Origin of the sequence: Streptomyces sp. CA-249302 (assembly GCF_050936785.1) — a bacterium.
Taxonomy (GTDB): Bacteria; Actinomycetota; Actinomycetes; order Streptomycetales; family Streptomycetaceae; genus Streptomyces.
Window position 1 is genome coordinate 9,596,887 of record NZ_JBNJMG010000001.1, and the last position, 22,908, is coordinate 9,619,794.

At 70.1% G+C, this 22,908-nt stretch carries 17 protein-coding genes and 2 pseudogenes; 7 read left to right on the forward strand and 12 right to left on the reverse strand.

The annotated features are described in order from the left end of the window. From ACQEWB_RS43275 to ACQEWB_RS43285, 3 genes are read left to right on the forward strand one after another with little or no spacing between them, the layout of a single operon-like run. Positions 1–1,344, forward strand: a complete 1,344-nt coding sequence (locus ACQEWB_RS43275) for a lipopolysaccharide biosynthesis protein (protein WP_432841242.1) — start codon at positions 1–3, stop codon at positions 1,342–1,344. Further along, complete coding sequence (locus ACQEWB_RS43280) at positions 1,341–2,345, forward strand: glycosyltransferase family 2 protein (protein ID WP_432841244.1); 1,005 nt, start codon at positions 1,341–1,343, stop codon at positions 2,343–2,345. Before ACQEWB_RS43275 ends, ACQEWB_RS43280 begins: the two co-directional genes overlap by 4 nt. Next, the gene (locus tag ACQEWB_RS43285) at positions 2,342–2,959 is read left to right on the forward strand and encodes a polysaccharide deacetylase family protein (RefSeq protein ID WP_432841246.1); all 618 of its coding nucleotides are present in this window, start codon (positions 2,342–2,344) and stop codon (positions 2,957–2,959) included. Before ACQEWB_RS43280 ends, ACQEWB_RS43285 begins: the two co-directional genes overlap by 4 nt. 207 nt (positions 2,960–3,166) lie before the next feature. Here the strand turns inward: ACQEWB_RS43285 and ACQEWB_RS43290 are convergent, their stop codons facing one another. From ACQEWB_RS43290 to ACQEWB_RS43305, 4 genes are all read right to left on the reverse strand, one after another. Then, positions 3,167–4,018 carry a glycoside hydrolase family 16 protein gene (locus tag ACQEWB_RS43290; RefSeq protein WP_432841248.1) on the reverse strand — a complete coding sequence of 284 codons (852 nt, stop codon included), beginning with the start codon at positions 4,016–4,018 and terminating at the stop codon, positions 3,167–3,169. Next, positions 4,015–5,298, reverse strand: coding sequence for an FAD-dependent oxidoreductase (locus tag ACQEWB_RS43295; RefSeq protein WP_432841250.1), 1,284 nt, complete (start codon positions 5,296–5,298; stop codon positions 4,015–4,017). Before ACQEWB_RS43295 ends, ACQEWB_RS43290 begins: the two co-directional genes overlap by 4 nt. Positions 5,299–5,378: 80 nt before the next feature. Then, positions 5,379–5,729, reverse strand: coding sequence for a hypothetical protein (locus ACQEWB_RS43300; protein ID WP_432841252.1), 351 nt, complete (start codon positions 5,727–5,729; stop codon positions 5,379–5,381). Further along, complete coding sequence (locus ACQEWB_RS43305; RefSeq protein WP_432841254.1) at positions 5,726–7,549, reverse strand: glycosyltransferase; 1,824 nt, start codon at positions 7,547–7,549, stop codon at positions 5,726–5,728. The genes ACQEWB_RS43300 and ACQEWB_RS43305 overlap by 4 nt, the downstream gene beginning before the upstream one ends. Before the next feature lie 127 nt (positions 7,550–7,676). On the opposite strand from ACQEWB_RS43305, the gene ACQEWB_RS43310 reads away from it, so the two are divergent. Beyond that, positions 7,677–8,918 carry an ATP-grasp domain-containing protein gene (locus ACQEWB_RS43310; RefSeq protein ID WP_432841256.1) on the forward strand — a complete coding sequence of 414 codons (1,242 nt, stop codon included), beginning with the start codon at positions 7,677–7,679 and terminating at the stop codon, positions 8,916–8,918. A gap of 5 nt (positions 8,919–8,923) precedes the next feature. Here the strand turns inward: ACQEWB_RS43310 and ACQEWB_RS43315 are convergent, their stop codons facing one another. After that, positions 8,924–9,760 (reverse strand): class I SAM-dependent methyltransferase, encoded by an 837-nt coding sequence (locus ACQEWB_RS43315; protein ID WP_432841258.1) that lies wholly within the window; start codon positions 9,758–9,760, stop codon positions 8,924–8,926. Between the two features lie 86 nt (positions 9,761–9,846). Between ACQEWB_RS43315 and ACQEWB_RS43320 the strand changes: the two genes are divergently transcribed. Further along, a complete protein-coding gene (locus tag ACQEWB_RS43320) occupies positions 9,847–11,172 on the forward strand; it encodes a UDP-glucose dehydrogenase family protein (RefSeq protein WP_432841260.1) in 1,326 nt (441 codons plus the stop codon). 25 nt (positions 11,173–11,197) lie between these two features. After that, positions 11,198–12,161 (forward strand): annotated as a pseudogene (locus ACQEWB_RS43325) (UDP-glucuronic acid decarboxylase family protein); the annotation flags it as partial. A gap of 42 nt (positions 12,162–12,203) precedes the next feature. Here the strand turns inward: ACQEWB_RS43325 and ACQEWB_RS43330 are convergent. Next, positions 12,204–12,779 (reverse strand): glycoside hydrolase family 16 protein, encoded by a 576-nt coding sequence (locus ACQEWB_RS43330; RefSeq protein ID WP_432841262.1) that lies wholly within the window; start codon positions 12,777–12,779, stop codon positions 12,204–12,206. Between the two features lie 965 nt (positions 12,780–13,744). Then, entirely contained in the window at positions 13,745–14,488 is a 744-nt protein-coding gene (locus tag ACQEWB_RS43335) for a TetR/AcrR family transcriptional regulator (RefSeq protein WP_432841264.1), read from the reverse strand. Positions 14,489–14,818: 330 nt separating this feature from the next. Between ACQEWB_RS43335 and ACQEWB_RS43340 the strand changes: the two are divergent. Continuing rightward, a pseudogene (locus tag ACQEWB_RS43340) lies at positions 14,819–16,626 on the forward strand (glycoside hydrolase family 15 protein). On the opposite strand, the gene galE reads toward ACQEWB_RS43340, so the two are convergent. From galE to iolB, 5 genes are all read right to left on the reverse strand, one after another. Then, entirely contained in the window at positions 16,568–17,608 is a 1,041-nt protein-coding gene (gene galE / locus ACQEWB_RS43345) for a UDP-glucose 4-epimerase GalE (protein ID WP_432844319.1), read from the reverse strand. The pseudogene ACQEWB_RS43340 and the gene galE overlap by 59 nt on opposite strands. Positions 17,609–17,787: 179 nt before the next feature. After that, the gene (locus tag ACQEWB_RS43350) at positions 17,788–18,570 is read right to left on the reverse strand and encodes a GntR family transcriptional regulator (protein WP_432841266.1); all 783 of its coding nucleotides are present in this window, start codon (positions 18,568–18,570) and stop codon (positions 17,788–17,790) included. A 35-nt stretch (positions 18,571–18,605) separates the two neighbouring features. Further along, positions 18,606–20,099: a CoA-acylating methylmalonate-semialdehyde dehydrogenase gene (locus ACQEWB_RS43355; RefSeq protein ID WP_432841268.1), complete on the reverse strand. Its 1,494-nt coding sequence runs from the start codon at positions 20,097–20,099 to the stop codon at positions 18,606–18,608. Between the two features lie 29 nt (positions 20,100–20,128). Beyond that, on the reverse strand, positions 20,129–21,964 hold the full coding sequence (iolD, locus tag ACQEWB_RS43360; protein WP_432841270.1) for a 3D-(3,5/4)-trihydroxycyclohexane-1,2-dione acylhydrolase (decyclizing): 1,836 nt from the start codon (positions 21,962–21,964) through the stop codon (positions 20,129–20,131). Positions 21,965–22,007: 43 nt separating this feature from the next. Further along, a complete protein-coding gene (gene iolB / locus ACQEWB_RS43365; protein ID WP_432841272.1) occupies positions 22,008–22,898 on the reverse strand; it encodes a 5-deoxy-glucuronate isomerase in 891 nt (296 codons plus the stop codon). Positions 22,899–22,908 lie beyond the last annotated feature (10 nt).

The following is a 22,908-nucleotide window of genomic DNA, read 5'->3' on the forward strand; positions in this document are numbered from 1 at the left end:
GTGGACACCACACGGGCACTCACCCCCGCCGAGAGTGCCGACCGTGCGGAGCACCGCTCCCTCCGCGCAGTGGTGCGGGCGGGCATCGCCGCCGTCCTTCCGGGCGAACCCCTGCTGCGTACGGGACATCTCCTCGCCGTCAGTTCACTCGTCAACTCGGGCCTGGGCGCGGTCTTCTGGCTGTGCGCCACGCACTGGTACGACGCGCACGTGGTGGGCCTGAGCTACGCGGCGCTCTCCGCGTCCCTGCTGCTGGCAGGGATCGGGCAGCTCAACCTCAACGAGTTCCTGGTGCGGTTCGTGCCGACCGCCGGGCTGCGTACCCGCAGACTGGTGCTCACCTGCTACGCGGTGAGCGTGTCCTGCAGCCTGTTGGCCGCCGCGGTGTTCCTGGCGCTGGTGCCGGTGGCCGTGCCCCGGCTGGACTTCCTGCTGACACCGGTGACCGGCGCCTGCTTCGTGCTGGCCACCGCCGGATACGCCGTCTTCGTGATGCAGGACGGCGCCCTCACCGCCGTGCGCCGACCCGGCTGGGTCGTGGCCGAGAACGTGATCTTCGCCTGCGCGAAGATTCTGTTGCTCGCCCTGGGGGCCGCGCTGGCACTCTTCTCCGGGATTCTGCTGTCGTGGGCTGGAGCCCTCGTCGTCTCCCTGCTCGTGGCCAACGCCGTCCTGCTGCGCCGGGCCGTCCCGCGGCACGAGCGGGACACCCGGGCGATGACACCGCCGCCCCGGCTGCTGGGGTATGCGGCGGCCGACTGGTTCGGCTCGCTGTTTCGACTGGCCGCGTACACCCTGGTCCCGCTCATGGTGCTGCAGAGTCTGGGTGCCGAGCAGAGCGCCTACTTCTCACTGGCGTGGACCATCGGCTACGTGCCGTATCTGCTCGCCTGCAACATGGGAACGTCCTTGGTGGTGGAGTCGGTGCGCAGGCCTGAACGGCTGGTCGAGCACGGCCTTCGCGTACTTCGCCACTCGATTCTGCTGCTGGCCGGGATCAGCGCCCTGCTGATCGCCCTGGCCCCGCAGATCCTGGCGCTCTTCGGTTCCTCCTACGCGGCCGAGGCCACCACGACGCTGAGGCTGCTGGCGCTGTCCGCACTGCCGAATCTCGCGGTGAGCGTGGCGATCGACGTCGCCCGGGCACGCCGGCGACTGCGCTGGGCCATCGGCCTGCAGATGGCGCTGTGCGTCGGGGTGCTCGGGCTCACGGAGGTGCTGTTGCCGAGGCTCGGCGTCACCGGGGCGGGTGTTGCCTGGCTCGCCACAGAGATCCTCATCGCAGTCCCCCTGCTGGCATGCAGGTCGCGCTGGTTGGTTCCGGCAGCAGAGAGGTCATCATGAACAACGCAATCTCCGCCGCTCCCCGCACGAGGACCCTGTCGGTCGTCATCTGCGCCTACACCCTCGACCGGTGGGACGACCTCCGGTCCGCGGTCGTTTCGGTGCTGTCCCAGGACCGCCCCGCCGACGAGGTCGTCGTGGTCATCGACCACTGTCAGGGCCTCTACGAACGAGCCTCGGCCGAGTTCCCGGGCGTCCGGGTCATGCACAGCCATGGGCGCCGAGGAGTGTCGGCCGCACGCAACACCGGGGTGGGGGCCGCGCACGGTGAGGTGATCGCCTTCCTCGACGACGACGCGGCCGCGGAGCCCGGATGGACGGCCCGGCTGCTGGCGCGGTACGACGATCCCCGGGTGGTCGGGGTCGGCGGACGGATCCTGCCACGATGGTCCACCGCGCGGCCCGTCTGGTTCCCGCCGGAGTTCGACTGGGTCGTGGGCTGCTCCTACCCGGGACTGCCCACGACGGTCGCGCCGGTTCGCAACTTCATCGGCGCCAACATGTCTTTCCGCAGGTCGGCAGTGGTGACCAGCGGTGGCTTCCGCGACGAACTGGCCCGTGTCGGTGCCTGGCCGCCGGTGGGTTGCGACGAGACGGAGCTGTGCCTGCGGATCACGGCCCGCAACCCGGGCGCCGTGCTGCTCTACGAGCCGGCCGCGGAGGTGCGCCACCACGTTCCCGAGCGCCGTACCCACTGGTCCTACTTCCGCGCCCGCTGCTTCGCGGAGGGGTTGTCGAAGGCTCTCGTGGCCCGGTACATCGGAAGCAGACCGTCCCTGGCCAGTGAGGGGACCTATCTGCGGTCCACCATCCCCAGGGCGTTCGCCCGGAATCTGCGCCGGCCCGGGCGCCCCGGCGCGCTGCGTACCGTCGGGGCGCTTTCCGTGGGTGTGTGCGCCACCGTCGTGGGCTATGTCGCGGGGTGGATCAGGCCGTTGGGGCTCGAAGGCTCCTGGAGCAGGGAGACATCGGGGCCGCCGGCGGCGGAGGGCCGCCGATGAGAGCCGTACCCGTGTTCCTGTATCACGCGGTGTCCGACGACCCGCCGTCATGGCTCGCGCCGCTCACCGTCGCCCCACGAACTTTCGTCGAGCACCTGGACATGATCGCCGACAGCGGTCTGAAGGTGATCCCGCTGCGGCAACTGGTGGCCGCACTGCACGGCGGCAGCCCCCTTCCGGCCCGTTCCGCCGTGCTGACCTTCGACGACGGATACGCGGACTTCGCCTCCACGGTGGCTCCGTTGCTCGCCTCCCGGGGGCTTCCCGCCACCGTGTACGTCACCACGGACGCGCTGAGCGGTCGGTGCACACGGACCGGCGGGAACGCCTTCCCGGACGTCGTGATGCTGAGCTGGGCCCAGGTGGGCGAACTCGACCGAGCGGGCATCGAGATCGGCGGACACAGCAGGACCCATGCACAGCTGGACACCGTGCCCCGGAGGACGGTGCGGGACGAGGTCGGAGTCTGCAAGCGCCAACTCGAGGACGCCCTCGGCCATCGCGTCCTCTCGTTCGCGTACCCGTACGGCTTTTCCAGCCGCGGAGTCCGGGCGCTGGTGGGGGAGGCGGGCTGGACGTCGGCCGCCGCTGTCCGAGGGGCGGAGCGGCTTTGAGCTCACCCGGGGACGACCCGCTGCGGATCGCCCGGCTCATGGTGCGTGCCGACCACGGCAGGGAGCGCTTCGAGCTCTGGACACGGGGCGAGGGCGCTCCGGTGGCGCCGTTCGGCGAGGCGTTCCGCACCCGGGGCTGGCGGGCGTACCGCAGGCTGAGGGCGATGGCAGGAAGGCCGTACAGCTACCTCCCGGCCGCCGCGGGTGTCAGCGCTGCCAGACACGGACCCAGTCCACACTCATCCGCGCGGAGTCGACCGAGCGGGGCGGAGGGTGGGGAAGGCCCACGGCGAGGTTGACGATGACCTCCATGGGAACCTTCGGCACCTCCGCCGGGTCGGTCACCCGCCACCGCTCGACCCCGTCCACGTACCAGACCAGTTTGCGGACGTCCCACAGCAGCGCGAACACGTGGTAGCCGTCGGGAAAGCCGGGCGACTTGAAGTGCGCCCCCCGATGCTTGTCGGTGCCCTTCGGGCCACGGAAGTGGATGTACATGGAGAGCTCGTGGGTGGTGGAGAGGAACTCCATGATGTCGATCTCGGGCGGGGTGTGGCGAGAGGCGGGCATCATCCAGAACTGCGGGCTCATCCCGTTCTCCGACGGAATGCGGATCGCCGCTTCGAAGTAGCCGTAGGTGAAGGTGTGCCGGGGCTGGGCGTACCAGTTGTCGCGGCCGGTTGAGATCATGCCGGAGGTCCAGGAGTGGACACGTCCGTCGCTGCCGTTCGTGGGGCGGCGTGTGGCCGTAAGGGTCAGTTTCCCTCCGCCCACCGACACCTGGCCGGGTCTGTACCACTCCAGTTCCTTGCTGGTGCCGATGGTGCAGCCGTTCCGGTTCCAGTCGTAACACGTGGCCCAGCGGGATGTGTCGAGACGCGCGCCGTCGAAGTCGTCATGGAAGACGAGTTTCCAGTTTCCCGGAGCGGGAGGCACGGAGGACTTCGCCTGAGTGGGAGGCGGGGACGCCGGAGCACCAGGACGCGTGCCGCCCGCGCAGGCCGCGATCAGCATCATCAGGATGCCGAGGGCCGTGCGGTGCGCACGTCTTGCGGTCACGGCTCGTGCCGGGGGCCCGTCACCACGGAGCCGGCGACCTTTCGTGCGGCGAATCCGGTTCCGGCGACGAAGCGCAGCACCGGGCCGAATGTGGGAGCCGCGGCGAGCCCGGTGAAGTACAGGCCGGGCACCGAGGATTCGAATCCGGCGGACAGCCGGGGGGCGCCACGGGAGGTCCGCACCGCTCGGCGGATCTCCGGTGCCAGCAGTCCGAGCCGGTCGATGTCCACCCGGTAGCCGGTGGCGAGCATCAGATGGTCGGTCGTCAGTACTTCCGTCCGGCCCTCGGCGGCCGCCAGCTCCAGGCGCAGGGCCCCGTTCTCGGGCCGTGCAGAGCGCACGGCAAGGCCGCTCCGTACCGAGACGTGGTCCTCCACGCGGTGGCGCAGCCACCAGGCACCGCACGGCCCCAGCACGTCGTGCAGAAGCCGCGTCCGCACGCGCAGCGGCAGATGGCGGTAGGCATCGCCGCCGTAACTGCACGCCAGCAGGGACCAACCGGGACCCAGTGGTGAACCGGGCTTGGCGATCCGGGTCGTGCGGGAGCGGTCGGCAGGCCGGTCCGTGGTCGGCGGAACGGCGAAGGCGACGGACGGAGCGCGAGCGATCAGGGTGGGACTGGCACCTGCCTCGTGGAGCAGCGCCGCACTCTCCAGCGCCGACTGACCGGCGCCGAGAACGGCCACCCGCTGTCCCGCGAACTGGGCCAGATCACGGTGCTGGGAGGTGTGCGAGACCAGGCCGTCGAGAGCCTGGCCGCGAAGCTCCGAGGGTTCGTGGGCGAAAGGAACCAGACCGGTGGCCACCACCACGTTCTCGGCGAGGAACTCCTCACCGGAGTCCAGGGTGACACCGAATCGGCCGTCGACCGCCGCGACGGTTCGCACCTTCTGCCGTTCCAACCCGGGCACACGACGGTCCTGGAACCACTGTCCGTAGGAGATGAACTCCTCGATGGGAATCGGATACTTGTCGCCCACGGGGCCGAGCCCCTGGGCGGCGCGGAAGTCCGCGAACCGGTAGCCGGATTCCGGTGTGGAGATCGAGGAAGCCGTGGGGACCGACTTCAGATACATGCCTTTCGGCATGTGCGTCCGCCAGCCCTCCATCGGCTCGCCGAACACACGTCGTGTGACCCCTGCCGCGCTCAACCAGGCGGCTGTCGCAAGCCCGTACGGGCCGGCACCGATCACGACGGTGGGGGCCCGCCGGTGGGAGCCGCTGGTCGCCTTGTCCCTGGCCGCTCGGTGCCGGGCGGCGAAGCCGGTCTTCCCGGGCATGCTCATCCCTCCTCAAGGCCGACAAAAGACTCTTCCTTCAGGTTGCATCCGTATCGGGCGATCAGCCATGCGAGACGCGTTCAGCCGCGTCGCCGGATCAGGGACGGCAAGGCCAGACCAGAGGTGAGCGTCGCCAGGACGATCAGCGCCCGGGTACTCGTGAGCCGGTCACCGAGGCACAGCGCCTCGGTCACCAGCAGCGACATGGCCAGGCTGAGCACGACGCCCAGCACCGCGGCCTCCACCAGCGCGTACGGGCCGCTCCGTGGCGGCCGCACCCCGCGGGCGATCAGCGTCACGAACGCCAGTCCCGGACACACGATCAGGAAGAGGGCCACGGCGGTCACTCGCAGGGCATGCCCGGCCGGGAGGGCCGTGGCCGCGAGGGCGATCCAGCCGAATACGGCGAGTCCCCAGTTCAGCACCCTCATCGCCCACCTCCGGTCGCGGGGGGCACATACCGGAACACGACCGCGTCACGATTGCGGTAGACGACGCTGTAGCCGGGCGCCTTCGACAGCGACTGCTCCATGCGACGCATCGTGTCGGCGGGCAGGACGCCGGTGAGATAGCACTCCATGGCCTGCGCGCGGGTGAGGAGGACATAGGCAGGTCTGCGCGCGGTGGCCCGTGCCACGAACGGCTGCACGGCCGCCACCGGGTCCTTCACCAGCCGTCGCCTGACGTCGATGTCCTGTCCTGCCAGCCGGATCCGCGGGTGGCGGTCGTAGTACATGTCGGCACCCGCGACCTCGGTCGTGAGCGTGACGAGCCGGGCGCCCGGTGGGGTGTCGGCGGTCACGAAGCGGGCGGCGGCGACTTCCTCGCGGGTCACGTGGTTCACGGCCTCCTTGCCGTAGTAGCCGAAGACCAGGCCGCCGAGGAGGGCGAGCAGAATCGGGAGGACGACCAACGGCTCGCGCCGCCGCCGGCTGTGGGTGCCGCGTTCCAACAGGAGCGCGGAGATCAGGAAAGCCGTCGCGGGAAGCGCGAAGAGATAGGCCCGGAAGATCATCTCTCCGCCGTAGTTGTTGGCGATGAGCGCCACCAGCGGAGAGACGGCGAGGAGCGGGAGTCCGGTACGGCGCGTCCAGGGACGGCGTACGAAACCGATCACCGCCAGAAGGACGACGGCGCCCGTCAGGCCCCGGTCGGCCCAGGACAGCAGGACCTCGCCGGGGGCGGCACTGCTCAGACCCACCACGCCCGCCGACGCGATGTTGGTGACCGGCTGGGCCAGGGCCCCCAGGAGGCCGTCCAGATGGGCCGAGAGGTACGGCCGGGCCACGGTGGCGTCCCAGGCGGCGGTGACGAGCACCGCCGCCGCCAGAACCGGGAGTGTCACCTTCCGGTTGCGGCGGGGCAGTGAAAGGGCCAGCAACGCGCTGATCAGCATCAACGGAGTGAGCGGATGTGAGGACGCGATGGTGACTTCCATGATCAGTACGGCGAGCAGGGGGCCGGGCGGCCATGCTCCCCAGCGCCTGCCCCCGGATCGAGGCAGCGCCGAGGACGGCAACTGCCGCAGCACCAGGGCGATGACCGTCACGAAGAGCAGGAACGCGAAGGTCTGCGGTGCGAAGTAGTCCTGCCCCACCCATGAACAGGAGTAGTAGATCCACACCGCTCCCCAGACGAGTCGCCGGTCCTGGACCACCGCCCGGTACAGCAACAGCAGGGGGCCCAGCAGGAGGGCGTTGCTGACCGGCGGGGCCCAGCTCGCGTACCCGAGGGCGGAGTGCAGGCCGGTCGCTCGCACGAACAACGCGTTGAGCTGGAAGAACCCCGGCCAGTCGTTGTAGATGGCGAATCCCTCGGCCGCCGGGACACTGCCGTTGTGGCGGAGCACGGCATCGACGACCGCGACGTGTTTCCAGGCCCAGGGGTACCGCAAGGTCGGATAGAGAAGCGCGGGGGTGGCGTGAAGAACGGCGATCAGGCCCAGCGCATGGGCGCCGAGCCACGCACTCGACGTCCGCCGGTCTCCGAGCGCCAAGCAGAAGCCCAGGGTGAGCAGGGCGAGTGCGATCCAGAAGGAGACCGGGAGCACCTGGAGGAGGCCGAGGTCCCGCATGCCGCGCAGACGCACGTCGCGCAGCGAGAACAACCACAGAGCGAGGGCGGCCGGGAGCAGCGCTCGGGCCGCCCAGCGGCGTGCTGCACCCGCCCTCGGGCGGGACGTGTCCGTTTCCGCGACGCCGGATCCGGCCTCGGCATCGGTGGCGGGGCCCGTCGGCGCGGGAGGCTTCATATCGGTCCTCGTCAGGTCGTCCGCAGGCGCGACCTGTGATGCGCGAGACAATGGGATATAAGCCGCGAATTACTTCTCTTCGATTCTAGAACCATGCCCGTGTTCGTTCATTCCGAGGGGAGAGCGGATGAGCTCCGAGCTCGACGAACCAGTTCCCGTGCTCCTCACCAGAATCGGCAACTACCCGCAGCATCACGGCAGTCTGGGAGTCGTACGCACGCTCGGACGGCTGGGTGTCCCCGTCCACGCCATCGTCGAGGACCGTTTCACTCCGGTCGCGGTCTCACGTCATCTGACCCGCGGAGTCGTCTGGCCGACGACCGGACGGGAGGATCCGGGACGGCTCGCCGACGCCCTGCTGTCCATCGGCCGGTCCGTGGGCAGGCGGTGCGTGGCGGTGCCGACCGATGACGAGGCGGCGATCCTGCTGGCCGAGCATGCCGATCGGCTGGCGGAGTGTTTTCTGCTGCCGCCGGTGCCTGCGGACCTGCCGCGTGTCCTGGCGGGGAAGGCGAGCATGCATCGCATCTGCGCCGACGCCGGTGTGCCCTCGCCGCGCTCGCTGGCACCCGCCGACCGAGGCGAACTGGTCGACGCGGGCCGGGAACTCGGCTTTCCGCTGGTGCTCAAGAACCTGGAGCCGTTCAGCCGGCTCCGCGCACCGGCTGTGGCCAGTACGACCAAGGTGCGGGACGAGCGGGAGCTGCTCGGCCGGTTTCCGACCGACACACTGCCGCCGCTCCTGGTGCAGGAGTACATACCCAGACAGCAGGCGGAGGACTGGATCACCCACTTCTACTGCGGTCCGGGCGGTCGGCCGCGGGTGTTGTTCACCGGACTGAAACTGCGCTCGTGGCCGCCTTACGCAGGGGTGACCACCCGGGCCGTGGCGCTGCGCAATCCGCAACTGGCCGAGCTGGCGGCCCGGCTGTGCGGGCGGATCGGCTACAGCGGAGTGGGGGACCTCGACTGGCGCTACGACCGGCGGGACGGCCGGTACAAGCTGGTCGATTTCAATCCGCGTACGGGCGCCCAGTTCCGCCTCTTCGAGAACGTCCATGGAGTCGACGTCGTACGTGCCATGTACCTGGATCTGACCGGCCGCGAGGTGCCCGTCGGTCCGCAGGTCGAGGGACGGGTCTTCGTGGCCGGCCAGCTGGACTTCGCGTCGGCGGCCGCGTGGCTGCGCACGGAGCGACGGCTGCCGCCCGATCTGCTGCACGAGCGGGCCACGGAGCGGGCATGGTTGAGCAGGGACGACCCTGCGCCGGCCGTGATCGAGGCGATGCGGTTCATGGGACTCGTGGCACGCCGTCTGGCGCGAAGTGCGCGAGCCCGACCGGACCACCCTCCGTCCGACGGGCCCTGACCGGGTCAGGACGGGGCGGTCGGCCGTGCGCCGGGGCACATGTCCACGATGCCGAACAGGCCCTCGCTGTCGGCGGACGGACAGATCAGCCTGCGGGTCCCCGCAGTCCTGCGCGTCCAGTCGTCGAAGCCCTGGTGGGTGCTGATGTCGTCGACCAGCATGACGCCCCCCGGGGTCAGCACGCGTCCGACGCACTCCATCTCGAACCGTGTGTTCCGGGCTGTGTGCAGACTGTCGTGCACGAAGACGTCCACCCGGCCGAGCCTGCGCAGCAGCGGCGGCAGCCTCCGTCTGCTGGACCCCTCGACGTACGACCATCTCGACCGGCGGTCCGGAGGTACGGCGACTCCTGTCTGGGCCCTGATGCCGGGCTCGAAGGGGTGCGGAAGGTCCACGCTCCACAGGTGCCCCTCGCCGTTGTGCTCCAGGGCCTCGAGTACCACTCGGCTGGTGATTCCCCGGGCAACCCCCGTCTCGACCACCACGGCGGGATGCAGATGGAGCACCACGCACCACACGGCCCGTCCCAGCGCGGCATCGGCGTCGCTGTACTGCCCGTAGGTGTGGCGTCCGAACGACAGTCCGTGGGCCTCAAGTTCCTCTCCCGTGGACTCCCACAGCTCCTGGCCCCGCTCCAGCTCGGGGCAGGGCCACGGGGCGCCGAGCCATTCATGCAACCGGGGTTCCCAGCCCTTGTCGATGTCGTAGTCGACGGCATGTTCGAAGTAGCTGGCGAGTCCTTCCGGCACCAGCCGAACCGCCTCCCGTGGATCGGTCATGAACGATCGGCCCAGGTGGCGCAGTCGAATGATCTTCTCGCTCTGGAATACGTTTCCCGTCATCGTGTTGACCTGAGCTCTCGCCAGGGTGACCATGTCCGTATACGTCGTAAATATACACTTGAAAGGTTGCGCCCAGGGAGATCGACATGCGTCTGACAGTCATCGGCACCGGATACGTGGGAGCAGTTCACGCCGCCTGCATGGCGGAGATCGGACACGAGGTCCTCGGCGTCGACATCGACCGGGAGAGGGTGACCGCGCTGGCAGGAGGCAGGGTCCCGTTCTTCGAGCCCGGTCTCTCCCAGATGCTCGTGAAAGCGGTGAACGCGGGGAGGCTGGGCTTCACCACCAGCCTTGCCGAGGCCGTCCGGTTCGGCGACACGCACTTCGTCTGCGTCGGCACCCCGCAGGATCCAGCCTCGGGAGTCGCGGATCTGAGGTACCTGCACTCGGTCGTCGACGAACTCGCCGGTTGCCTGGACGGCAGTGCTCACGACGAGGTGCTGATGGTCGGCAAGTCCACCGTGCCGGTGGGTACGGCGGCGCGACTGGCTCGGCGGTTGGGGGCAGTGTCTCCGGCGGCCGATGTCGCATGGAACCCGGAGTTCCTCCGCGAGGGATGCGCGGTCCAGGACACCCTGCGACCCGAACGCGTCGTGGCCGGTGTCCGCACGGAACACGCCGAGGCACGGCTGAGGGCCGTATACGCGCCCCTTCTCGACGCGGGCGCTCCCTTCGTCAGCACCGACCTCGCCACCGCCGAACTGGTCAAGATGGCGTCGAACGCCTTCCTGGCGACGAAGATCTCGTTCATCAACGCCATGGCGGAGGTCTGCGACGCGACCGGCGCCGACGTGCTCACGTTGGCCCATGCAATGGGCCAGGACTCCCGTATCGGCCCGCGCTTCCTGGCTCCCGGTCTCGGCTTCGGAGGCAGCTGCCTCCCCAAGGACATCCGGGCCTTCACCGCGCGGGCCGAGGAACTCGGGCTCGGCCGGTCGGTGGGCTTCCTCCGCCAGGTGGACGAGATCAACACGCGACAGAGGAAGCGCACGGTCGAACTCGCCAAGCGGCTCCTGGGCGGGTCCTTCGCGGATCGGAACGTCGCGGTACTGGGCGCCGCCTTCAAGCCGTTCAGCGACGACATCCGCGACTCGCCGGCGCTGGCCGTCGCCGAGATGGTCCGGTCGCGTGGTGCCACGGTCCGGGTACACGACCCCGAGGCGGTCGACAACGCCCGGGCCGCGTCCCCCGAGCTTCAGTTCGCCCTGGATGTGGCCAAGGCCTGCGAGCGGGCCGATGTCGTCCTGCACCTCACCGAATGGCCCGAGTACCGGCAGCTGGACCCCGAGGCTCTGGCCACGGTGGTGCGCACCCCGGCCCTGGTCGACGCACGCAACACACTCGACCCCCTGCCCTGGCGCTCGGCGGGATGGACCCTGCGGGCCCTGGGGCGTCCGGGACTCGACTGACCGGGCCGACCGGAAGGAGGAAGCCATGCGTGTCGTGGTGTCGGGCGGCGGCGGTTTTCTCGGCTCGCATCTCTGCGCGGCGCTGCTCCGAAGAGGAGACTCCGTCTGCTGCCTGGACAACTTCTCCTCGGGCAGGTCCGTCAACATCGCCCAACTGCTGGACGAGCCAGGCTTCCACCTCATCCCGTGCGACGTCACGGAGCCGTTCCGGGCTCCCGGGGGATCGACGCGGTGGTGCACCTCGCGTCCCCCGCGTCCCCGGTCGACTACGGTCAGCACCCGCTGGAGACACTGGCGGTGGGCAGCCGGGGAACGGAGAACACGCTGCGGCTGGCGGAGCGTCGGGGAGCGCGTTTCGTCCTGGCGTCCACCAGTGAGGTCTACGGCGATCCCGCGGTGCATCCACAGGACGAGGACTACTGGGGCAACGTCAACCCCATCGGCCCGCGCAGCGTCTACGACGAGGCCAAGCGGTTCGCCGAGGCGATTTCGATGGCTTACCGGCGCAGCCGGGGGACCGATGTCGGGATCGTGCGGATCTTCAACACGTACGGACCTCATATGCGCGCCCATGACGGGCGGGTGATCTCCAGTTTCATCCGACAGGCTCTCCAGGGAGAACCACTGACCATATTCGGGGACGGCAGCCAGACGCGGAGTTTCTGCTACGTCGACGACCTGGTCCGCGGCCTGGTGGCCATGCTCGATTCACATGAGCCGGGCCCGTTCAACCTGGGCAATCCGGAGGAGCGGACGGTGCGGGAACTGGCGGAGCTGGTCAGGCTGATCACCGAATCGAACAGCGAGCTGCGCCATCTCCCGCTGCCCGTCGACGATCCTGTCCGCCGGCGCCCGGTCATAACCCGGGCCCGGGAAAGGCTCGGGTGGCAGCCGCGGGTGCCGTTGGAGGAAGGGCTGCGGTACACCGCGGACTGGTTCGCCACACAGTCAGGGACATTCGGTCGAACGTCGCAACAAGCCGCGGTGGCTCGGCCCGTCTGAACCACCGCACCCGCTGCGAGACGGCCGGATCAGTGCTGCCAGACCCTCACGTAGTCGACCATCATGTCGGCCGGGACCACAGTGGGGCCGCCGTAACTCGAACTGATGGCGTGGTTGAGGATCAGATACATCGGAGCGGAAGTGATCCCGGAAGTGATCTGGCCGACTTGCCTGCCGTCGTAGTAATACGTGACCGACCCCTGCTTCCATTCGGCGCCGAAGGTGTGCCATCCGGTGTAAGAGCCCGAGGCGCAGCCTCCCGGGCCGCCTGCCGTGGAGTGGAAGTGGTAACAGGCGGAGCCGCTCAGGCCTTCCAGCACGTCCATCTCGCCGTCCGTCGGCCAGTTCTGCCCATCCGCCCAGAACGAGGGCCAGTTGGCGATCTGCGTGGCGGACGAAGGCGTGTAGATGCGGGCTTCGAAGGCACCGTAGGTGAACTGGGCCTTGCCGTTGCTGCTCACCAGGCCGGAGAGGTACGGGTAGGTCTTGCCGCCGACGGTGGTCGGCTGCTGGACGGCCTTGAGGTGGAGATACCCGTCACTGACGCTTACCTGTGACGGGGAATAGGCGGACTCTTCGGCGCTGTTGGGGGCTTGGTCACGCACCCGGAGCATCCGAACCAGTTCGAGTTCCACTTGGAGCCGTCAAGGCCGGTGCCACTGAATTCGTCGCTGAACACCGCGTGCCACGACCCGGGAATTCCGACCGGCGCGTCGGCGGCTGTCGGGGACGCGGAGGGCGAGTCTGCGGGAGTGGGCGTCGGCGTCGGCGCTGATGGTGTGGTCGTTGCTGTAGGCGTAGGCGTAGGCGTAGGCGTAGGCGTAGGCGTGGAGCCCTCGCCGGAGGTGAAGGACTTCACCGGGGAAAGGCTGTGCCAGCGGTTGTACAGCTTGTAGGCGACGAAATACCTGTAGGTGCCCGCGGGGAATGCGCGACTTCCTGAGGTGTAGCTGGTGGGTTGAGTTCCCAGGACGGTTGCGGTGGATCCGGGAAAGTCGTAGGCGCCGCCGCCGGAAGATCGCGCTTCCACGGTCAGCGCCTGCACTCTGATCGTTCTCGAGGCGTGGACCTTCGCGGTCGCTCTGAGTTGCCCGTTCGGTGTCGCCGAAAGGGACAGGGAATCGACGACGACGTTCGGCGTCGAGGCTTCCGCGCTGTCGGCCTGGGTTACGGCACCACCGGCGAGGGCGGCAGCGGCGAGAACAAGGGCACCGACCCTTTTGGTCCTGGTGCGGGTGCGACGGTGTCGCGGAATTGCAGGCATGTGTTTTGGCATGTACGGCGTGACCTTTCGCCCCACACTCGGCAGTTGAGCCACGCTTGTGTACGGGGTAATGGCGGACTGAATGACCCTGGACTCTGCGCGAGGCGAATTCGATCCGCAAGAGCCTGTTCCATGGCGAAGCGTGCCGGCGGCCCGGAATTTCTTGTTTCAGCGCGGAGTTGACCGGCTGGGCCTCATAGCGTGATGTCCGACACAGCCGGGAATAATTCGGTCATATGTAGCGAACGGCGCATCGCTGAGCGCGACTTCGGCCGCGTCCCGCGCGCGGTCCGGCGGCAGTGAGGCTCACTCGGCCCGGGTGAAACGGTCGAGCAGGGCATCCAGCCCGGCGGCCAGCCGCTCCGGTCCGCCCGGGACGGCAAGGGCCGGTGCGCTCTCTCGGAGTCCGGGCAGGACCTGGGGTGGCATGCGGTGCAGGCCCAGGCGGAATGCCGGATCGGGTTCCTCGGGGTTGTCCACCATGGGCTGCAGCTCCACGGAGATGTAGCCCAGCAGCCATGCGGTGTAGGCGCGGAACGCGGCGGAGGTCCGGGTCCCGTCCAGCCGGGCTTCCTGGAGTGCGGCGATCACCCTCTCGTGGTCCTTGAGGACGGCGAGCGGTCGCCTGGCCAGCGGGACCGCCAGCATGCGTGTCGAGAGCAGCGGCACCGCATGGGGATGGGCGACGCAGACCTCGTAGGTCGCCAGGGCGTTCCGGTGGAGCGTGGCCCGCCATTCGGGGCCTTCGGTGGCAGGTCCGGCGGTGGTCGGCAGACGCTCTTCGAGTTCGAGATACAGCGCTTCCACCAGGCCGTCCAGAAGGGATTCCTTGCTGGCCGCGTATCGATACAGCGCCATCGCCTCGACTTCGAGTTCGGCCCCCAGTCGGCGCATGCTCAGCGCCGAGAGCCCTTCCCGGTCCACCAGCTGCAGGGCGCTGGCCAGCACGCGTTCCCGGCTCAGCCGGCCGTAGCGCCCGCGGTCCCCGGCCCGGCGGGCGGGGCCGGCCTCTGTGTTCTTCCGGGGCGCCTGGGTCCGCTCCTTGGCCATGTGCCGCCTCCAGTCGATCAGCCCGTGCGGGTGCCGTTCCCCATGACTTTATGCATTGCCGCCATGTACGTATACGGCATAAATCATCCCCTTCGTCGGCGCCCCACCGTTTGCCGTCCCGTCCCACCCGTTCGGCACGGCTGCCAAGGACTTGACCCCGATACCTCGGGGGTCGATGATGTACGTATACGACGTAAACATACCTTTTCTCCCCGACCAGTGGTGATGGGTGATGCGGAACCGGATGTCCCCGCAACCGGCGCCGACGGTGGAGCTGCCGCCCCCGTCGGCGCTGGGCCCGCCCGGCCCCGTGAGGGGGGTCCTCCGGTCATGAGTGCGCCCATCGAGGACTACGCCCTTCTCGGCGATCTCGAAACCGCCGCCATGGTCGGTCGCGACGGATCCGTCGACTGGCTGTGTCTGCCGCGGTTCGACTCGCCCGCGTGTCTGGCCGGGCTGTTGGGGACGGGGGAGAACGGGTTCTGGAGGGTCGCGCCCGTCGAGCGTGGGCGGTCCTGTGCGCGGCGGGCGTACCGGCCGGACACCTTGGTGCTGGAGTCGCGCTGGGAGACGGCGTCCGGGGTCGTGAAGGTCGTGGACTTCATGCCGCCCCGCGGCGGACTGCCGTGCCTCGTGCGGGTCGTCGAAGGGCTCTCGGGGGAGGTGCGGATGCGCAGCGAGCTGCGGCTGCGCTTCCACCAGGGCCGGGTCGTGCCCTGGATCCGGGCCGTCGACCGGTGCGCGGTGGCGGTCGCCGGCCCGGACGCCGTCTGGCTGGGGGTCGACGGGCCCGTGGAGGGGCTGGGGGGCGCGGAGGACACGGTCCATGAGTTCACCGTGGCCGCCGGACGCCGCCTCGCCTTCACCCTCGTCTGGTCGCCCTCCCATCTGCCCGACCCGCCCACGCCGCTCGGCGTCCCGGCCGAGACGCTGCTCAAGGAGACCGTCGACCTCTGGCGGCGGTGGGCCGGGCAATGTCGGTACGAAGGGCCATGGCGGGACGCCGTGATGCGGTCGCTCATCACGCTCAAGGCCCTCACCTACGCGCCCACCGGCGGCATCGTCGCCGCGCCCACCACCTCGCTGCCCGAGCGCATCGGCGGGGAGCGCAACTGGGACCACCGTTACTGCTGGCTGCGCGACTCCACGCTCACCCTGTCCTGTCTACTGCGCAGCGGCTACCGCGACGAGGCGACCGCCTGGCTGGACTGGCTGGTGCGGGCCATCGCCGGCGACCCCGCCGATCTTCAGGCCGTCTACGGCGTCGGCGGGCAGCGGCTGCTGCCGGAGACCGAGGCCCCGTGGCTGTCCGGCTACGAGGGCTCCCGGCCCGTGCGGTTCGGCAACTCCGCCGTGAAACAGTTCCAGTTGGACGTCTACGGCGAAGTCCTCGACGCCTTCTGTCTGTCGCTGCGCGCCGGGATTCCCATGCCCGCCCATGTGTGGGACCTCGTCGAGGCGATGATGGGCCATCTGCTGCGGCACTGGCGGGAGCCGGACCAGGGTCTGTGGCAAGTGCGAGGGCCGGGACGGCAGTTCGTCCACTCCAAGGTCATGGCCTGGGTGGCCGCCGACCGCGCGCTGGAGATGGGGCGGCTGCTCGGCCGTAACGGCTCCACGGGCGAGTGGCGGGCCATGCGGGACGAGGTGCACCGCCAGGTGTGCCGGGAGGGCTGGGACGCCCGCCAGCGGTCCTTCGTCCAGTCGTACGGCTCCTGCGCCCTCGACGCCTCCGCGCTGCTCATGCCGCGGCTCGGCTTCCTGCCGGCCCGGGACGAGCGGGTGCGTGGCACGGTCAGTGCGATGCGTCGGCTGCGGCACGGGGGGTTCCTGAGGCGGTACGCGCCGGACGGGGAGGGGAGTCGGGCTCGGAGGGCGTGTTCGTCTCCTGCTCCCTCTGGTACGCAGACGCGCTGGCCGCCACCGGTCGGCTCGACGAGGCCCGGGAGGTCTTCGAGCGGGTGCTGGGCGTCCGCAACGACGTCGGACTGCTCGCCCAGCAGTGGGATCCGGACGCCGGGCGTCAACTGGGCAACGCACCACAGGCGTTCAGCCACCTCGCCCTGGTGGAGACCGCCTTCACTCTGGGTGCTCCGAGTTCGGGCGGCGCCCGGCACCGGCGTACCCGTGCGGGTTGAGCTGCTGGAAGCGCCAGGCGTCCCGGCACATGTCCGCGAGATCCCGCGTCGGCCGCCAACCCCAGGCCCGCGTCACCGCACTCGGGTCGGAGACGAGCGCGGCTACGTCACCAGGGCGGCGTGGTCCGATCTCGTACGGCACCGGGCGGCCGCTCGTCTCGGCGAACACGGCGACCACGTCAAGGACCGAACTGCCCTGCCCCAGGCCGAGGTTGAACACCCGCATGCCCGGTGCGTCGACCAGGTGGTCGAGCGCGACCCGGTGCGCCTCCACCGTGTCCATCACGTGGATGTAGTCGCGGATCGCGGTGCCGTCGGGGGTCGGATAGTCGCCGCCGAAGACGCGTAGCCGCTCCCTGCGGCCGCCGGCGACCTGTGCCACGTACGGCATGAGGTTCTCGGGCACGCCCCGCGGGGCCTCGCCGAGCAGGCCGCTGGCGTGCGCGCCGGCCGGGTTGAAGTAGCGCAGGCACAGCACCGTGTACTCGGGGCAGCGGCGGCACACGTCGGCCAGGATCTGTTCGCAGATCCACTTCGAGGCCGCGTACGGGTTGGTCGGCCGGGCCGGGGTGGTCTCGTCGAGGAGCCCCGGGCCCGCCTCGCCGTAGACCGAGCCGGAGGAGGAGAAGACGAGCCGGTGCACCCCGTGCTCGTGCATCGTGCGGAGCAGGGCTGTGGTGCCGCCCACGTTGGTGTCGTAGTACTCGACGGGCCTTCCGACCGACCGGCTCACGTACTTGAGCGCGGCGAAGTGCATCACCGCGTCCACCGGGTGGCGGTCGAAGACGGCCGACAGGGCACGCCGGTCCCGGATGTCGAGCTCGTAGACGGCGCCGACGAAACGGCCCGCGATCCGCTCGACCCGGGCGAAGACCTGGGGCGTGCTGTTGGCGTAGTCGTCGACCACGATCACCTCGTAACCGTGGTCGAGGAGCTCCACGCAGGCGTGGCTGCCGATGAAGCCGGCGCCGCCGGTGACCAGGACGGTGGACGGCGCCCACGGGGAACCCGCCCCCTGGCGCGCCCGTGCTCGCCGCTCATGATCCACGGTGCCTCACCGGTCCTGGCGGTTTGACGCCGTATGTTTACGACGTATATGTACGACTCTGCGCCCCTTGCCCCCCTGAGTCAAGCCGGAGCCGAGGGGGAGAGGGGCGCGGGTCAGGGCCGGACCAGCAGCTGGAAGTCGAAGGCGTACCGGGACGCCCGGTAGATGTGGGTGCCGTACTCGACCGGGCGCCCCGTGTCGTCGTACGCCGTGCGCTGCATGGTCAGCAGCGCGGCGCCCGCCTGTTCGTCCAGGCGGGCCGCCTCCTCGGCGGTGGCGGAGCGGGCGCCGATGGTCTGGCGGGCGCTGTGCAGGGTGATTCCGGCCGTGCGCATCATCCGGTACAGGCCGGTCGACTCCAGGCGGGCCGAGTCGAGGTCGAGGAGGTTCGCCGGGAGGTAGTTGGAGAGCAGGGCCACCGGCTGGGCGTGGGTGAGGCGCAGGCGTTCCAGGGCGATCACCTCGCTGCCCTCGGCGATGCCGAGCGCGGCGGCGACGTCGGGGGACGCCTGCTCGCGCTCGTTGCGCACCACCTGCGTGGTCGGGCCCTGGCCGGCCGCCTCCAGGTCGTCGTAGAGGCTGGAGAGTTCCAGGGGGCGTTTGACCTGGCTGTGGACCACCTGGGTGCCCACGCCCCGGCGGCGCACCAGCAGCCCCTTGTCGACCAGGGACTGGATCGCCTGGCGGACCGTGGGCCTGGACAGGCCCAGGCGCGTCGACAGGTCGATCTCGTTGCCCAGGAGGTTTCCCGGGGCGAGCGCCCCGTGCTCGATCGCCGCCTCCAGCTGCTGGGCGAGCTGGTAGTACAGCGGTACCGGACTGCCCCGGTCCAGGGCGAAGTCCAGGGAGTCGAGCGCGGGGGCGTTCGCGGCACGGGTCGTGCGGGTCTTCGCCATGGACGTACCTCCCTCCGATGAGAGCTGACGTGACGTCAGGAGTGGCTGGGGAAACCGAGGTTGATGCCCGCGTCGGCCGGGTCCGGCCAGCGCGTGGTGATCACCTTCCCCTGGGTGTAGAAGGCGACGCCGTCGTTGCCGTAGACATGCAGGTCCCCGAAGAGGGAGTCCTTCCAGCCGCCGAAGGAGTGGTAGCCGACCGGTACCGGGATCGGCACGTTGACGCCGACCATGCCCGCCTTGACCTCCAGCTGGAAGCGGCGGGCCGCGCCGCCGTCACGGGTGAAGATCGCGGTGCCGTTGCCCCAACGGGAGTCGTTGATCAGCTTGATGGCCTCGTCGTACGACTCCGCACGGACCACAGCCAGCACGGGACCGAAGATCTCGTCCCGGTACGCGTCCGCCGTCAGCGGTACCTTGTCGAGGAGGGAGACGCCGAGGAAGAAACCGTCTTCGTGGCCGTCCACCGTGCAGCCGGTGCCGTCCACCACGACCTCGGCGCCCTGGGCGGCCGCCGAAGTGACGTACGAGGCCACCTTGTCGCGGTGCTCGCGGGTGATCAGCGGGCCCATCTCGGACGCCGGGTCGTTGCCGGGGCCGATCCGCAGGTTCTTCGCGCGCTCGGCGATCTTCGCCACCAGTTCGTCGCCGGTGTCGCCGACCGCCACGACCACCGACACGGCCATGCAGCGCTCGCCCGCCGAACCGTAGGCCGCGTTGATCGCCTGGTCGGCCGCGAAGTCCAGATCCGCGTCCGGGAGTACGAGCATGTGGTTCTTGGCGCCGCCGAGCGCCTGGACCCGCTTGCCGTGCTCAACTGCCTTGAGCTGGATGTACTTTGCGATCGGCGTTGAGCCGACGAAGGAGACCGCCTCGATGTCCGGGTGCTCCAACAGGCGGTCCACGGCGGTCTTGTCGCCCTGCACGATGTTCAACACACCGTCGGGCAGGCCCGCTTCGGCGGCCAGTTCGGCCAGCCGGAAGGAGGCCGACGGGTCCTTCTCGGACGGCTTCAGCACGAAGGTGTTGCCGCACGCGATGGCCAGCGGGAACATCCACATCGGCACCATGGCCGGGAAGTTGAAGGGCGTGATGCCCGCGACCACGCCGAGCGGCTGCCGGATCGAGGCGACGTCGACCCGGGTCGACACCTGCGTCGACAGCTCACCCTTCAGCTGCACGCTGATCCCGCACGCCAGCTCGACGATCTCCATCCCCCGCGCGACCTCGCCCAGCGCATCGCTGTGCACCTTGCCGTGCTCGGCCGTGATCAGCTCGGCGATCTCGTCGCGGTGGGCGTCGAGGAGCTCGCGGTACTTGAAGAGGATCGCGGTGCGCCTGGCCAGCGAGGAGACACCCCAGGTCTCGAAGGCCGACTTCGCGGAGGCGACGGCGGCGTCCACCTCGTCGACGGTCGCGAAGCCGACCTGCTTCTCCTGCGTGCCCGTCGCCGGGTCGTACACCGCGCCAAAACGGCCGGAGGCGGACTCGACGGGCTTGCCGCCGATCCAGTGGGTGATGGTCTTCATGGTGCAAGGGCCTTTCACAGAGCGGTGGTTCAGAGGTGGCGACGCTGCCCGGCGACCTGGCGGTCGTACTCCTCACGGGCCTGTACGGCGGCCTCGCGGGCGGCGGTCGCGGCCACCGGCACGTCCCACCAGGCCTCGGCCGGGGGAGCGGCCGGGCCGGCGGTGTCGGTCTCGACGTACACGCAGGTCGGGCGGTCGGAGGCGCGGGCCGCGGCGAGCGCCTCGCGCAGTTCGCGGATCGTCTTGGCGCGCAGCACGTCCATGCCGAGGCTGGCCGCGTTGGCGGCCAGGTCGACGGGGAGCGGGGCGCCGGAGAAGGTGCCGTCGGCGGCCCGGTAGCGGTACGCGGTGCCGAAGCGCTCGCCGCCGACCGACTCGGAGAGGCCGCCGATGGAGGCGTAGCCGTGGTTCTGGATGAGGACCAGGTTGACCGGGAGGCCCTCCTGGACGGCCGTGACGATCTCGGTCGGCATCATCAGGTAGGTGCCGTCGCCGACCAGGGACCAGACGGGGGTGTCGGGGGCGGCCTGCTGGACGCCGATGCCGGCCGGGATCTCGTAGCCCATGCAGGAGTAGCCGTACTCCAGGTGGTACTGGCGGGGGCTGCGGGCCCGCCACAGCTTGTGCAGGTCGCCGGGGAGCGAGCCGGCCGCGTTGATCACCACGTCGTCGTCGCCGACGACCGCGTCCAGGGCACCGAGCACCTGGGTCTGGGTGGGGACGGCGTTCTCGTCGGCGGCCGTGTAGGCGGCGTCGACGACCTGCTCCCAGCGCTGCTTGCCCTCGCGGTACTCGGCCTCGTAGACCGAGCTCACACGGTGACCGGCCAATCCCTCCGCCAAGGCCGTGAGCCCCGCACGCGCGTCGCAGACCACCGTCCGCGCCGCCAGCTTGTGGGCGTCGAAGGCCGCGATGTTGAGGTTGACGAACCGGACGTCCGGCTGCTGGAAGAGCGTGTTGGAGGCCGTGGTGAAGTCCGTGTACCGGGTGCCGACGCCGATGATCAGATCCGCCGTACGCGCGATGTCGTCGCAGACCGCCGTGCCGGTGTGCCCGATGCCGCCGAGGTCGGCGGGGTGGTCGTGGCGGAGCGAGCCCTTGCCCGCCTGGGTCGAGGCGACCGGGATGCCGGTGGCTTCTACCAGGGCCTTCAGCGCCTCCTCGGCCCGGCTGTGGTGGATGCCGCCGCCCGCCACGATCAGCGGGCGCTCGGCGGCCCGGATCGCCGCCACCGCTTCCGCCAGCTCGTAGGGGTCGGGAGCGGGACGCCGTACATGCCACACCCGCTCGGCGAAGAACTCCTCCGGCCAGTCGTAGGCCTCGGCCTGCACGTCCTGGGGGAGGGCCAGGGTGACGGCGCCGGTCTCGGCGGGGTCGGCGAGAACGCGCATGGCGTTCAGGGCCGAGGGGATCAGGGCCTCGGGGCGGGTGACGCGGTCGAAGTACCGCGACACCGGGCGCAGGGTGTCGTTCACCGACAGGTCCGCCTCGACCGGGTGCTCCAGCTGCTGGAGCAGCGGATCGGCGACGCGGGTCGCGAAGTAGTCGCCGGGGAGGAGCAGCACGGGCAGGCGGTTGATGGTGGCGAGGGCGGCACCCGTGACGAGGTTCGTCGCGCCCGGCCCGATGGAGGTGGTGACCGCCTGCGCGGAGAGCCGGTCCAGCTGGCGGGCGTAGCCGACGGCCGCGTGCACCATGGCCTGCTCGTTGCGGCCCTGGTGGAACGGCATCGCGTCCTCGCCCGCCTCCAGGAGGGCCTGGCCGAGTCCGGCGACGTTGCCATGGCCGAAGATGCCCCAGGTGCCGGCGATCAGCCGCCTGCGGACCCCGTCGCGCTCGGTGTACTGGACGGACAGAAAGCGCACCAGGGCCTGGGCGACGGTCAGGCGGCGGGTGGGGTCGTGCTCATCAGGACTTCTCCGGGGCCGTGTAGAGGGGGAGTCGGGGGTCGACCGGCTGGTCCGGCCAGGTGCCGCGGACCCAGGCGTGGTCCGGGTGGTCGCAGATCAGCCAGGCGCGCTCGGGCTCGGGGCCCGCCATGACGTTCAGGTAGTACATGTGATGGCCCGGCACCGCCATCGAGGGCCCGTGCCAGCCGTCGGGGATCAACACGACGTCTCCGCCGCGTACTTCGGCCAGTACGTCGGTGTTGCGGCCGTGACCGGAGGGCGACACGCGCTGGTAGCCGAGGCCCGGGGTGCCGTCGTGGTCGGCGAACTCGAAGTAGTAGACCTCTTCGAGGACCGACTCCTCGCCGGGCCGGTGCTCGTCGTGCTTGTGCGGCGGGAAGGACGACCAGTTGCCGCCGGGCGTGATCACCTCCACCGCGATGAGCTTGTCGCACTCGAACACGCCCGCCGCGCCGAAGTTGTTGACCTGCCGGGAGGAGTTGCCGGTGCCGCGCAGCTCGACCGGGACCGAGGAGGCCGGTCCGTAACGGGCGGGCAGCCGGCGGGCGCAGCGGGCGCCGGTGAGCGCGAACCGTCCGCCGCCGTCGGACGTGACGGTCGTACGGGCATCACGCGGTACGTACGCGAAGTCGCTGACGCCGCTGAACACGCCCTCGCGGCCGGCGAGTTCGAAGGTGTCGTGGCCGAAGTCGTCGGCGGCCGACACCGTGCAGCCGCCGCTCAGCGGCAGCACGATCCACTCGCTCTCGCCGGTGTCGAAGGTGTGCGTGCCGCCGGGCGGCAGCTCCAGCACGCGCAGGCTGGAGTAGCCCCAGCCGGCCTTCTCCGGGGTGACGTCGACGACGTAGGGGCCGCCGAGGGCCTTGCCGGCGGGAAGGTGGTATGTCATATAGCACTCC